Genomic DNA, 12,103 nt, shown 5'->3' on the forward strand with positions numbered 1-12,103 from the left:
GGGAAGCTTCAGGCAATCCTCAGCGGGCCGCGCGCAGTATCCGAGCGGAGCGCAGCACCTGGGTCGGCCGCAGCGGATGTTCGGCGGCGGCCGCGCCACGGTAACCGTCGATCAGGTCGGGGGCGGAATGATCCTCGATCCGCGTGAATCCCGCCGCGCGCAGCCGTTCGGCGATCTGCGTGGGCGTGAAGACGCTGAGGAACGGTTCGCCGATAGCGGCCAAGCGTTCGGAACGCGCTCGCATGTCCGCCCGGTCGGCGTCGTCGGCGGCCGGTTGCAGATAGTCGAACACGAGGACGGAATCCGACTGTCCCGCAACATATTCGAGGGTGCCCGTGATGGCTTCCGTCGTCAGGTAGAAGATGACGCCGAGCCAGACGAACACCGCCGGTTGTGAGCGATCGAAGCCGGCATCGGCCAATCCCGCTGCCAGCGTGCCGGTTTCGAAGTCGACCGGCGCGAAGACCAGCGACGCGGGCAGGGCGATGCCGGAGGCGGTGAGGCGCTCGCGTTTCCACGCTTGCGTGGCCGGATGGTCGACCTCGAAAACCCGCAGCTCCGGATGCGGATTGCGATAGGCGAAGGTGTCGAGCCCCGCGCCGAGGATGACCACCTGCCGCACTCCGGAGGCGAACGCCTCGTGCACGGTGTCCTCGGCGAAGCGGGAGCGGGCAGCGAGGAACAGCCGCCGCTGCCGGGTGGTTTCGGCGTCCTGGCCGGGCCGCGCGAGAGCGGTCGCGTCGAGTTCGGCCAGCTTGTCGTCGGTCACGCCGAGCAACCGCGACGCCAGCGGATCGGTGAAGATCAGCGGTTCGTCGGCGATCTGATGATAGGCGCGCGCGTAAGCGGTGGCGCGCGCCGTCCAACTGGGTTCCCCGTGCTCCATAGCGACAACCTACTCGCCGACGATCACCCACCGGCGCGGAAAGATGATCACACGACGAGGTGTCAGGCGAGTCACCCGCTATTGCACTGTGCTACATCGGGCTCGGTCCCCAACCGGTCGAGCAGCGCGAATCGGTTCGCAGCGAACGCAAATGGTCCGCGCCCGTCGGGTCGGTGTCGAACATGCTCGGGGGATATTTGAAGGCGAGCACCTCGCGGCCGCCGAGCTGCACCGAGGTGAAGTTCGCGGGAAACAGCAGCTCGAAAGAGGCCAGCCCCAATGTCTTGGTGGCACGGACATCCCCGAGGTACGGATTACCGGGGAAGTCGATCTTTCGGTAACCCGACGTGTCCGTGAGCCCCGAGACATTGACGAGATACATGTACTGCCAGATCATCCCGCGGTCCTTGCCGACCCTGATCAGCACGAGCGGCATCTTGTCGTACCGGTAATCGCTGTCCCACAATTTGTCCGGTTCGGTCGCGAACGCTTTGTACTGCGTCGTCAACTGATCGAACATCGTCTTGTCGGTCTCGTCGAGTTCCGCATAGGTCGCGCCCGGAGTGCGAAGCACCACGAACCAAGTCGAACTCGGTTCGGCCACGCTGGCTTTGTATCACACGATTATCGAATCGAGGTCGAGCGTGACGGGAGGGGTGCGGCCGGGTGGCAGGGCGGAATGCCGCACCGGCCGCACCAGCCGGTGAATTGCAGGTTCACCGGCGTCGGGGGATCACTGTGCCGGTGGGGCCGAATTCGGAACGAGGAGGCCTAGATCGCCGTCGTAGCGGCGGTATAGGAGGCGGCCGCGGCGATGGACGGGGTCGCTGAAGAACAGGAACGGCAATCCGCGCTCGCACAGCAGGACGGCGGCGTCGGTGTCGGTGAGGGTGCGGATTTTGCGGGGGTCGATGTGCAAGGGCGCGTCGCCGTGGGCGCGGGCGGGGTAGGTGCCGCGGCGGCGGGCCAGCGCGACACCGCGCGGACCGGCCCAATACACCACCGCGTCCTGCCCGGATTCGCTGTCGATGAACAGATGTGCGTCGTAGTCCATGCGATCCATGGCCGCGACCGCCGCCCGCGGGTCGCAGTGGCGCGGGCGAATGTCCTTGCGGCGCAGGATCGGCCGGGTCTCGCTGGGACACGCCAGGGGCGGCCGCCCGGGTTCGGACCACCAGCGCAGGGCCGTGAATCCGTCGAGGCGTTGCAGGTGCCGGTCCAGCCGGGTCGCGGCGGCCGTCACCGCAGCCCCGCTCGGGGCCGCGACCTGGGTGCGCACCCGCCCGTCGAGGTCGTGGTCGATCTGCACGAGGATCGGGCCGAAGGGGCTGCGCAGGCGCGTCATTCGCACCCGGGCCACCCCGCCGGCCCGGTGCCGGTCGAGTATCTGCTCGATCACCTGCTCGGCCCGTTCGATCTCCCACGCCGGGACCGCCCCGGCCACCACCATCCGGACCCGAGCACGGCACGAGGGCGTCGTCGAAAGCAAGATGGTCACGCTGTACCTCCCGGGGGCGGGATAGACGGGGCACGCTAGACAGCTATGTCATCACCGCAACCCTCACGCAATAAAGAGGATTTAGTCCTCTCAATCCGGGACGGGTACTGCGAGCACGTCAGACGCCGGTATCGACCGCCTCGAACAGTTGAAGGGTGAACTCGAACCGAAGCGAGGCAAATGACCAGTTTCGGCCCGCCGCAAGCCCTTCGGCCCGCGGGGCAAGCGCCTTACGATCATGGCGTGAGACGTTCGCACACCGCATCCGACCAGGACACGTTCACGGTCGCGACCGAGCGGTATCGCCGGGAGTTGCTGGCGCACTGTTATCGGATGGTGGGGTCGGCGCACGATGCCGAGGATCTGGTGCAGGAGACGTATTTGCGGGCGTGGCGGTCATTCGAGGGGTTCGAGGGGCGCGCGTCGGTGCGGTCGTGGCTGTACAAGATCGCCACGAACGTGTGCCTGACCGCCTTGGCATCGCGGCCGGCCCGGGTGCTGCCGTCGGGGTTGGGCGGCCCATACGAGGGGCCGGATCGCGCGCCGAGTCCCGTTGCGCCGGGCGAGGTGTCGTGGCTGGAGCCACTGCCCGACGCGGCGATCGGCACGCCCGCCGACGACCCCGCGGCGGCGGTGATCGCGCGCGAATCGGTACGGCTGGCGCTGGTCGCCAGTCTCCAGCACCTGCCGTCGCGCCAGCGCGCCATCCTCCTCCTGCGCGAGGTGCTGGCCTTCACCGCGGCCGAAACCGCTGAGATCCTCGATACCACCACGGTGGCCGTCAAGAGCGGTCTGCAGCGCGCCCGCGCGCGACTCGAGGAAATTGATCCGCCGGACGAACGCCTGCTCGAACCGGATGACAGCCGGGCGCGGGCGCTGCTCGACGGCTACATCGCGGCCTTCGAGCGCGCCGATGCCCAACTGCTGCAACAGGTCCTGCGCGCCGACGCCACCCTGGAAGCCACCCCGTTCCGCGACTGGCAATCCGGCCTCGCACTGTGCATTCACGTCCTGGACTCCTACGTGCTCGGCGCACCCGGCGACTGGCGCATGCTCCCCACCCTCGCCAACGGCCAGTCGGCCGCGGTGGTCTACCGGAGGGCGGACGGCGCACTCCGGGCCGACGGAGTCGTGGTGCTCACAGCCACCGCGACGGGGATCGCCCGCGTGGTCAAGTTCCACGACCCCGCTCTGGTCGCACTCTTCGGCTTCCCCGACCAGCTGTCCGCCTGACCGCGAAACACCTGCGGATCCATAAATTTTCGCGCCCCATCGATAAGCGGCCCCCAGAACTTGGGGCGGCACGCCGATGGTTTCCCGGCACACCGAGCGCTTAGTGTCCTGCCGGGGGAGTGCCTCCCCCTGCTTCCAGGAGGATGAATTGTCCGCTTTGGCGGGGCGGCGTATTGCACGCCCGCAGGTGCTCGTGCGTGTGGTGTTGGTGACGGTGTTGCCGGCGCTGATGTTGGCGACGGGGTGTTCGAGTGATTCCGGAAAGTCCACGGCGACGGCGACATCGGCGAGCCCGTCGGTGACGGTGACGAGTGCCGCGGTCACCTCCACGAGTCCCGCGGCGCCCGTGCCGGGTTCGCCCGCCGGCCATCCGGGAGGCGGCAATCCGGCGCCGCAGGGCGGCAATCCGCAGCCACCCCAGGGCGACGCCCCGGCCCCCGCGCAGGATCCAGGCGCCCCGTACGTCAAGTGCACCGACCAGATCAACTACGTCGGCGACCCACGCGCCAACGCCGAGATCAACACTCTCGGTGAGCAACTCGGCCACTGCCCCGACCCGATCGTGGTCATCACCAGCGTGACGACCGTGCCCGCGACCACCACCGATCCGAGCACCACCGCCGCGCCCGCGCCCACCACCACGGTCGCCGCGACGACGACACCCGCAGTGACGACGGCCGCGCCCACGACCACCGCCGACCCCACCACCCAGGCGCCCGCCACCCCCACCAAGTAGCAAGATCGGCCCCCATCCCGACACTCGCCGACGGTTACCTGGCCGAGGCCCGATTTCCGGTCCGGCGGCGGTATCGTCGGTGGGGAATAAAAAGGGGTGTGCCACTTGAATATCAACGCCATGCGGAAGCGGCAAGCACGGCCGAGTGTGGCACGCGTGTACAGCTATGTGCTCGGCGGACGCGACAACTACGGCGTCGACAAGGCGTTGGGCGACTACTTCATCGACGATCTCCCCGGCTCGGTGGGCGTCGCCATCGCCAACCGCGAATCCGTCTTGCGCGCGACCCGGGTGATGGCCGCGGCGGGCATCCGCCAGGTGATCGATATGGGCTGCGGGCTTCCCGCGGCCGAGAACGTGCACGAGGCGCTGCGGCGGATCCAGCCCGGCGCCCGTGTCGTCTACGTGGACGACGACCCGTTCGTGGTGGCTCACGGCCGGGCCCTGCTGGCCGTCGACGACGCGATCGCGGTGGTGGAGGCCGATATTCGCGATCCCGCGAGCATCGAGAAGCATGCCGAGGTCGCCCGGCTCATCGACTTCGACCAGCCGCTCGGCATCCTGTTCGGCATCACTCTCAGCTTCGTCAACGACGACGAGGACCCGGCCGGTGTGGTCCGCTACTGGGCCGACCGCATTGCCGCGGGCAGTCAGGTGTATCTGACCCAATTTCGTTCCGGCACGAGCCGTGAGGCGATCGCGACCGAACGCAAGATCCTCGAGGCCTTCGGCCGCGGCCGATTCCGCACCGACGCGGAGATCAGCGCCTGCTTCGGCTCCCTCAGCCTCGACCCCGACGGCCTCACCGCCTGCACCCGCTGGCACATCGACCCCGCCGACACACCCGAACCCAGTCTCTGGGACGAACTGATCATCGGCGGCCTCGCCCGCAAACAGTGAACTCCCGCACGACTTTTCGTCAGCGGGACGGCCGCCACATCGGCCACAGCGGGGGACCGCCGCCGGTGACGTCGAGGGTGCCGGTGACGTCGAAACCGAAGCGTTCGTAGTAGGGCACGTTCGCGGGTTTGCTGGACTCGAGATAGGCGGGCACGCCGTAGGCATCGCAGCGGTCGAGGCGAGACCTCAACAGCGCCTGGCCGTAACCCTGCCCGCGGACCCCGGGCAGCGTGCCGATGACGGCCAGATACCAGTGCGGTTCTCGCGGGTGCGCCGTCATCATGCGATCGGCGAGCCGGGCCGCGACGATCAGCCGATGCCGGAAGGCCCAGACCAACTGCGGCAATTGGCGCAAGCTGTCGGCATCGTCGGCGTGCCAGCGCCCGGGCGGCGCCCACAGTGCCGCGCCCACGATCGAACCCGCGGCGTTGCACGCCACCTCCACCCCGCCGAGCGGAACGAAGTGGTGGCGGGCCTGAGCGGCGAAGAGCGCGGCCGCGCGACGGCCGCGAGTGGCGTCGTCGCGAATGAGCCACTCGACGATCGGATCATCGCAGAACGCGATCCCCAGCACGCGCGCCACCTCGGGTACGTCGGACAGCTGCGCCGGGCGCACGGTGATCCCCATGCGCTCACGCTAGCGGTTCGGCCGCCTCCCGACGCGCGGTGACGAGGTGTTGTGCCGCCGCGTGGTCATGGGTGGGGACAACTCGGATCACCCGCTGCGCCAGATGCAGCCGATGCAAGGTCTTGAAGGTGAGCTCGCGGTCGTCGTCGACGAAAAGCCCTGGGAACCCGGCCTTCTGGCGAACCTTCTCGATTTGCAGCGCGTGCCAGGCCGCATCGCCCGCCAAAAGCACCCACCCGCGCGCGGTGTGCGCGAGCACTCCCACACTGCCCGGGGTGTGCCCGGCGAGATCCACCAGCACGACGCTGCCGTCCCCGAACAGGTCCCGGCTGCGGGCGAAGGTGAGCACCGGCGGACCGTCGAGGTCGTATTCGACCACCGGCCGATCCAGCAGCGCATCCCGCACCCCGCCGACCGGCGCCACCGGTTTGCCAGTCACCCACTCTCGTTCGACGCTGTGCAGATGCACCGGCAGCCCGGGCAGATCCAGCAGCCCGCACACGTGATCCCAGTGCGCGTGGGTCGGCAACGCGAAATCGAGCGCGGGCAGATCGGTTTCGGCGCGCAGCGCGGTGACGGTGGGAATGGTGTCGGCAGGCGGCCGCACCGCCGGTCGCAGCAGGGACGGCAGTTGCGCGATGGCCCGGTGCTCGGCGTCCACGCAGTAGCTGGGGTCGACGACGAAGGCGGCCTCGGGATGCTCGACGACGAACGAGGTCAGCGAACTGTCGATGCGCTTGGGGGTGAACACGCCCTCGACCACGGCCGCGGTCGGCACCGAACGGGGGACCTGCGCGAGCGCCCGCACCCGCACGGTCCGCTCGGGCGTCGGCAGCCCGGCATCGGTGAGGGATCGCAGAAACCGCTGATCGATGGGCCGGGGCCGCAACACGCCGGCGAGGGAACTGGTTGCCGCCGCGCAGCATTGGAACAGGCTCGGGTTACGCACTGGTTCGGACATGACGGCACGGTAATACTTAAGGTCGACATGAAGTAAAGGGGTGAATCGTGGCCACGGCCCAGGACATGAGAATCGGTGATGCCGCCGCGGCACTCGGTGTCGAAACGCACGTGCTGCGGCATTGGGAATCGATGGGACTGCTCGCGCCGCCGCGCAGCTCCTCGGGGCATCGCAGCTACACCGAGGAGATCCTCGACTACGCGCGGGTGATCCAGAAGCTGCAGCGCACCGGTCTGTCGCTGGATCAGATCCGGCAACTCGGCCGCGGCGGCTGCGAGGATCGCCAGGCCATGCTGGCCCAGCGCCGGGCCGAGGTGCGCGAGCGAATCGCCTTGCTGGAGGCCACCGATCGGTTCCTGGGGCATCTGGCCGCGTGCGATCATCCGGTGATCAGCGAATGCCCGCAGTGTTCGGACTTCGCGGCGCGATCACATTCGCGCCGCGAATTCCGATAGACCGGTAGGGGCGTCGGGTCCGCCCAGCCCTGACTTCCGAACCGGGAGGAGCGGGAAATGCGCTTTCACAGCGGGATTCTCACCGGCACCGTGGTGGCCGTGGCGCTCGGCGCGGCCGGTTGTTCGACCGGTCCGACCACCTCGCCACCGGTCGCGTTGTCGAGTATGGCGGCCCCGAGCGAGACCGCACCGATTGTGCCCGCGCCCAGCGCGACGGCTCCGGCTCTGCCGACCCCCAGTGCGACGACCCCGAGCGCCACGACCGCCGGCCTCGGCGCCTGCGGCGCCGGGCAGGTCGAGGTCAGCGGCAAGGTCATGTCCCCGGCCACCGGACATCGCGGCGTCGAACTCGTCTTCACCCTGGCCGCGGGCGCGTCACCGTGCACCTTGGCCGGTTATCCGGGGGTCGATTCCGGTGCGGGCGGCCCGCTGCTGCACGCGGACCGCACCCCGCGCGGCTTCATGGGCGGCCTGCCGCAGGGCAGCGACGACCCCCCGACCGTGACCCTGCGCCCGGACCATCCGGCCACCGCGATCGTGGAAGGCACCGCCTTCGACGCCGCCGGCTCCGGCTGCCCGCTGTATACGAATCTCTCGGTGACACCGCCCAATTCGACCGACACCCACACCGTCACAGTGACGATCGACAGCTGTGCCCTGCACGTCCACCCGGTCACCGGGTGACGGCTATCGCGGCACCGCGTTGTCGGCGGTCACCACCACCGGCGCCCCATGCGCCGGAACATGGGTGATATTGCGGATCCGTGTCTTCTCCGCGCCCGCGCCGGCGGGCAGCGAAAGCCGGTAGCGCGTCAGGATTTCCCGCAGCACCGCCGTGCCCTCCATGAGCGAGAATCCGGCCCCGATGCAGCGCCGCACCCCGCCCCCGAACGGCAGCCAGGTGTTGGCCGCCACCTCGCCGTCGAGGAATCGTTCGGGCCGGAAGGCCAGGACGTCCGGGAAGGCTTCGGTGCGACTGTGCGCCAACAGGATCGAGGTGGACACCACGGTGCCCTTCGGCAGTTCGTATCCGCCGATGGTGCGGTCGCGGGTGAGTTTGCGGCCGGTCGCGGCGATCACGGTGTGCCGGCGCATGGCCTCCTTCAGCACCGCCTCGAGATACTTCTCGTCGCCTTCGTGGGCGGCGAGCTGGGCGCGATCCTGGATGGCGGGATTGGCGGCCAGCTCGTGGCAGGCCCACGACAGAGCCGAGGCGGTGGTCTCGTGCCCGGCCAGCAGCAACGTCATCAGCTGATCGCGCAGTTCCGCGTCCGACAGCGGTGCGTCGGCGGGATTCTCACCGGATCCGGCGCTCAGCAGCCGGGACAGCACATCGGCATGCCCGTCCAGATCCGGTTGCGCGCGTCGCGCCGCGATCTCGTCGTAGAGCAGCTCGTCGATGGCATTCTGGTTGTCGCGGAAGCGTTTCCACGGCCCGCGCCGCTGCAGCCGCGGATATTTCCAGCCGAAGAACATGATCGGGTTGATGTTCACGATCCGGCGCAGCCGCGGTGCGAGCGCGTCGCGGCGCCGTTCGTCGGTGACGCCGAAGACCACCTGCATGATGACGTCGAGGGTCAGCTCGTTCATGCGGTCGAGGGTGTGCATGGTCGCGCCCGAGGCCCAGCGGTCGACATGCGTCTTGGCGATGGCGTCGACCAGGGTCCGATAGCCGCGCAGCGACGAACCCACGAAGGCGGGCATGAGCAGCCGCCGCGCCCGCGCGTGCGCGTCCTCGTCGGTGAGCAGCAGCGAATGCTCGCCCATGATGTGCACCAGCAGCCGATTGCCCTCCCCGGCATGCAGATCCGCCGGATCGGCCGCGAAGATCTCGCGAATGTGCTCGGGGCGCGAGAACACCACCACGCTCTCGGCGTAGGGCGGCACGAGATGCAGGGTGAACACCTCCCCGTAGCGGCGCGCCGCCGTGCGCAGCAGTGCGCCACGCCATTGGGCGTACAGGACGGTCTGCACGCTGCGGGGCAGCGGCGGGCCGGGCGGATAGGCGGTGCTCACGGTGCCGTCCCTTCGCATGGCCGCGTCCGCGCGGCGCAATCGCTTGTGCTCCAGCCTAGAACGCGCGATACCGGCAGCGGAACCACTGCCGGTCTAGGACATGACCTGACCTATTTCGTTCGTACCGTGGAGCCATGACGGTTTTCGAACCCTTCCAGATCCACATCCCCGACGCCGAAATCGAGGAGCTGCGGACCCGCCTGGCTCGCACCCGCTGGCCCGCCGAGCTGCCCGGCGTGGGATGGAGCTACGGTATCCCGACCGCGTATGTGCGCGAGCTGTGCGAGTACTGGGGGAGCGGGTTCGACTGGCGGGCAGAGGAGGCCGAACTCAACCGGCATCCGCAGTTCCTCGCCGAAATCGACGGCCGGCGAATGCATTTCACTCATGTCCGCTCACCGGAACCCGATGCCCTGCCGCTGGTGCTCGTCCACGGCTGGCCCTTCGAGGACTTCACCGACCTGATCGGGCCGCTCACCGATCCCCGCGCCCACGGCGGCGACCCGGCCGACGCCTTCCACCTGGTCATCCCCACCCTGCCCGGTTTCGGTTTCTCCGGTCCGACCCACCGCGCGGGCGACGCCGCCACCGAACGCGCCGCCGAATCGATCGCGACCCTCATGGCGGCGCTGGGCTACGACCGTTACGGGGCGCAGGGCGGTGACGCCGGATCGTTCATCGCCCCGCAGCTGGCCCGCATCGCCGCCGCACGGGTGGTGGGCATCCATCTCAACGACCCGATCACCATTCCGTCCTGGCGCGACGACGGATCCGGCTACAGCCCCGCCGATCGGGAAAAGCTGGCGCGGCTGAAGGATTGGAGCAGCCGCGACACCTCCGGGTACGCCGGAATGCACGCCACCCGCCCGCAGACCCTCGCCCCCGCCATGTCCGATTCGCCGGCCGCGCTGCTGGCATGGGTCCTGGATGTGGTGAACACCTTCAAGGATCCGGCCAAGGCCACGCCCACCGACGCCATCGACCGCGACATGCTGCTGCGCAATCTGTCGGTGCTGTGGTTCACCGACACCGGCGGATCCTCCATGCGCCTCTACAAGGAATCCCAGCAGTGGGGCGCCGAGCCGCCGAATTCCGGGGTGCCGACCGGGGTGGCGGTGTTCCCCGGCAACAACACCGTCCGCGGCATCGTCGAACGCCGCCACACCGTCGTGCACTGGTCGGAATTCGAGCGTGGCGGCCATTTCGCGCCCATGGAGGCACCCGATTTGATGGTCCGCGATATGCGTGACTTCTTCCGCAAGTTGCGGGAATCGGCCGAATAGCGCACCGCCGCAATCGCTTCCGCCGCCATCCGGCCCGACTCTGGCAGGATGGCGGCATGGCGGAGATCCACGAGACGACCATGAAGCCCGGCAAACTGGAGCTGCTGGCGCGGTGGCTACCGACCCGCCACTGGTACATCGGCGGTCCGGCGCCGCGGTTGAGCAAGTCCGGCGGCTTCCGGCTCGACGATCCCGACGGCGAGGTCGGCATCGAGGTCATGGTCGTCGCCGACGCCACCGGGCCGCAGCCCGCGGTCTACCTGGTGCCGATGACCTATCGCGGGGCGCGCGAGGAGGCTCTCGACCACGCGCTCATCGGCACCTCCGAACACGGTGTGCTCGGGCTGCGCTGGCTCTACGATGCCGCGCATGATCCGGTGTTCGTCGAGCAGGCTGCGCTGCTGCTGACCGGCAAGGCCACCCCGCAGGATCAGCATGCCAGCGACACCCCCGATCTCACGGTGCATCTGGTGCCGGGCGATATCCTCACTCCCGCACCGGGTTTCCGGCCCACGGTCATCGACACCGACGCGCACACCGATATCGCCTTCGATTCCGATCGCTCTGCCAATGCCGGCGCGGAGCTGCTGCGCCTGCACCGCCGTCTCGGCCTGCCCGCGGTCTCGCAGCACCCCCGCAGTCATGTCGATGCCCCGTGGACGACCCCGGAGGGGACGCTGCGGCGCGGCGTGTTCCTCAGCGCGCCCTGACCGCTCGCCGCGACCCGCGCTGCCCGGCCCTGGGGCGCGCGACGGCTCGTTGTGCTGCCGAACCTCGTCGTGACCGTGGAGTGTTCGGCGACGCGCCGGACGGCCGCTGATCATTCAAACGTCCGATTACCAGGGCATTCCGGTCATATCATTGCGGGGTGTCCGCCACTCGGATCCAAGGGCGAACAGAGGTTTTCGCCGACTGGGCTTGGCAGTCGCTGGTCGTGACCGGCGGCTGCTCGATCCTGCTGGGGATCGTACTGGCCGTCTGGCCCGACAAATCCGTGACCATCGCCGGAATCCTGTACGGCCTGGTGCTCATCGCCACCGCGGCGGTGCAGGCGGTCATCGCGTTCGGGGCCCGGATCGGCAACCCGCTCAAGGCGCTCGAGGTCGCGAGCGCGATCCTGGCTCTCGCGCTGGCCGCGTCCTGTTTCGGCAGCGGCGAGTCGGTCGCGTTGCTGTCGTTGTGGGTCGGCATGGGCTGGACGGTGCGCGGTATCGCGCTGGCCATCGTGGCCGTGTGGTCGGAGCAGTTCCAGGGCGCGGGCCGGTTGGAGCTGGTCGGGTTGGCGACCATGATCGGCGGCGTGGCGGTCGCGGCCATCCCGTTCGTCTCGATGACCACCCTGTCGATCACCACGGGGTTGCTGGTCATTGTCCTGGGGGTCTCGGAGATCCTGCTGGGCGCGCGCTTGCAGCGCGGCCTCGTCGAACCCGTTTGACAGATCACATCCCTGAAAAGCGGATTGCTCTCACATCGCCAAACCTCGCGAAATTCGCGGATTGCCTGAAGT

The 12,103-nt window shown here is 68.9% G+C and carries 14 protein-coding genes; 8 read left to right on the top strand and 6 right to left on the bottom strand.

Annotation, left to right across the window (positions count from 1 at the left end):
* Positions 1-19: 19 nt before the first annotated feature.
* The 3 genes from D7D52_RS34320 to D7D52_RS34330 form a co-directional block, all read right to left on the bottom strand.
* Entirely contained in the window at positions 20-886 is an 867-nt protein-coding gene (locus tag D7D52_RS34320; protein ID WP_120743141.1) for a class I SAM-dependent methyltransferase, read from the bottom strand.
* Positions 887-977: 91 nt separating this feature from the next.
* Positions 978-1,463: a hypothetical protein gene (locus D7D52_RS34325; protein WP_162958752.1), complete on the bottom strand. Its 486-nt coding sequence runs from the start codon at positions 1,461-1,463 to the stop codon at positions 978-980.
* Positions 1,464-1,619: 156 nt separating this feature from the next.
* Positions 1,620-2,384, bottom strand: coding sequence for a sigma 54 modulation/S30EA ribosomal C-terminal domain-containing protein (locus tag D7D52_RS34330; RefSeq protein ID WP_162958753.1), 765 nt, complete (start codon positions 2,382-2,384; stop codon positions 1,620-1,622).
* A gap of 243 nt (positions 2,385-2,627) precedes the next feature.
* On the opposite strand from D7D52_RS34330, the gene D7D52_RS34335 reads away from it, so the two are divergent.
* The 3 genes from D7D52_RS34335 (at position 2,628) to D7D52_RS34345 (ending at position 5,253) form a co-directional block, all read left to right on the top strand.
* Positions 2,628-3,617, top strand: coding sequence for an RNA polymerase subunit sigma-70 (locus D7D52_RS34335; RefSeq protein WP_246023509.1), 990 nt, complete (start codon positions 2,628-2,630; stop codon positions 3,615-3,617).
* 298 nt (positions 3,618-3,915) lie between these two features.
* A complete protein-coding gene (locus D7D52_RS34340) occupies positions 3,916-4,353 on the top strand; it encodes a hypothetical protein (protein ID WP_162958094.1) in 438 nt (145 codons plus the stop codon).
* Positions 4,354-4,473: 120 nt separating this feature from the next.
* The gene (locus D7D52_RS34345) at positions 4,474-5,253 is read left to right on the top strand and encodes an SAM-dependent methyltransferase (protein WP_120744683.1); all 780 of its coding nucleotides are present in this window, start codon (positions 4,474-4,476) and stop codon (positions 5,251-5,253) included.
* A gap of 19 nt (positions 5,254-5,272) precedes the next feature.
* On the opposite strand, the gene D7D52_RS34350 is transcribed toward D7D52_RS34345, so the two are convergent.
* Together D7D52_RS34350 and D7D52_RS34355 are read right to left on the bottom strand one after the other, a co-directional pair.
* On the bottom strand, positions 5,273-5,881 hold the full coding sequence (locus D7D52_RS34350) for a GNAT family N-acetyltransferase (RefSeq protein WP_120743147.1): 609 nt from the start codon (positions 5,879-5,881) through the stop codon (positions 5,273-5,275).
* A gap of 4 nt (positions 5,882-5,885) precedes the next feature.
* The gene (locus D7D52_RS34355; protein ID WP_120743148.1) at positions 5,886-6,842 is read right to left on the bottom strand and encodes an MBL fold metallo-hydrolase; all 957 of its coding nucleotides are present in this window, start codon (positions 6,840-6,842) and stop codon (positions 5,886-5,888) included.
* 47 nt (positions 6,843-6,889) lie between these two features.
* On the opposite strand from D7D52_RS34355, the gene D7D52_RS34360 reads away from it, so the two are divergent.
* On the top strand, positions 6,890-7,297 hold the full coding sequence (locus D7D52_RS34360; RefSeq protein ID WP_120743149.1) for a MerR family transcriptional regulator: 408 nt from the start codon (positions 6,890-6,892) through the stop codon (positions 7,295-7,297).
* Between the two features lie 57 nt (positions 7,298-7,354).
* A complete protein-coding gene (locus D7D52_RS34365) occupies positions 7,355-7,981 on the top strand; it encodes a DUF4232 domain-containing protein (protein ID WP_246023511.1) in 627 nt (208 codons plus the stop codon).
* Positions 7,982-7,984: 3 nt separating this feature from the next.
* Here the strand turns inward: D7D52_RS34365 and D7D52_RS34370 are convergent, their stop codons facing one another.
* Positions 7,985-9,331: a cytochrome P450 gene (locus D7D52_RS34370; protein WP_120743150.1), complete on the bottom strand. Its 1,347-nt coding sequence runs from the start codon at positions 9,329-9,331 to the stop codon at positions 7,985-7,987.
* Between the two features lie 116 nt (positions 9,332-9,447).
* Here D7D52_RS34370 and D7D52_RS34375 point away from each other — a divergent pair, with 116 nt between their 5' ends.
* The 3 genes from D7D52_RS34375 (at position 9,448) to D7D52_RS34385 (ending at position 12,031) form a co-directional block, all read left to right on the top strand.
* Complete coding sequence (locus D7D52_RS34375; RefSeq protein ID WP_120743151.1) at positions 9,448-10,596, top strand: epoxide hydrolase family protein; 1,149 nt, start codon at positions 9,448-9,450, stop codon at positions 10,594-10,596.
* A 56-nt stretch (positions 10,597-10,652) separates the two neighbouring features.
* Positions 10,653-11,306, top strand: a complete 654-nt coding sequence (locus D7D52_RS34380) for a maltokinase N-terminal cap-like domain-containing protein (protein WP_120743152.1) — start codon at positions 10,653-10,655, stop codon at positions 11,304-11,306.
* Positions 11,307-11,464: 158 nt separating this feature from the next.
* Positions 11,465-12,031 (top strand): DUF308 domain-containing protein, encoded by a 567-nt coding sequence (locus D7D52_RS34385; RefSeq protein WP_120743153.1) that lies wholly within the window; start codon positions 11,465-11,467, stop codon positions 12,029-12,031.
* The last annotated feature ends 72 nt before the right edge of the window (positions 12,032-12,103 follow it).

The sequence above is a fragment of the Nocardia yunnanensis genome (assembly GCF_003626895.1).
In the GTDB taxonomy this organism is placed as follows: Bacteria; Actinomycetota; Actinomycetes; order Mycobacteriales; family Mycobacteriaceae; genus Nocardia; species Nocardia yunnanensis.

Coding starts and splice junctions, on each gene's coding strand:
- D7D52_RS34370 (WP_120743150.1), bottom strand. CDS start 9,331: ATGCGAAGGGACGGCACCGTGAGCACCGCCTATCCGCCCGGCCCGCCG.
- D7D52_RS34380 (WP_120743152.1), top strand. CDS start 10,653: ATGGCGGAGATCCACGAGACGACCATGAAGCCCGGCAAACTGGAGCTG.
- D7D52_RS34320 (WP_120743141.1), bottom strand. CDS start 886: ATGGAGCACGGGGAACCCAGTTGGACGGCGCGCGCCACCGCTTACGCG.
- D7D52_RS34350 (WP_120743147.1), bottom strand. CDS start 5,881: ATGGGGATCACCGTGCGCCCGGCGCAGCTGTCCGACGTACCCGAGGTG.
- D7D52_RS34365 (WP_246023511.1), top strand. CDS start 7,355: ATGCGCTTTCACAGCGGGATTCTCACCGGCACCGTGGTGGCCGTGGCG.
- D7D52_RS34375 (WP_120743151.1), top strand. CDS start 9,448: ATGACGGTTTTCGAACCCTTCCAGATCCACATCCCCGACGCCGAAATC.
- D7D52_RS34355 (WP_120743148.1), bottom strand. CDS start 6,842: ATGTCCGAACCAGTGCGTAACCCGAGCCTGTTCCAATGCTGCGCGGCG.
- D7D52_RS34345 (WP_120744683.1), top strand. CDS start 4,474: ATGCGGAAGCGGCAAGCACGGCCGAGTGTGGCACGCGTGTACAGCTAT.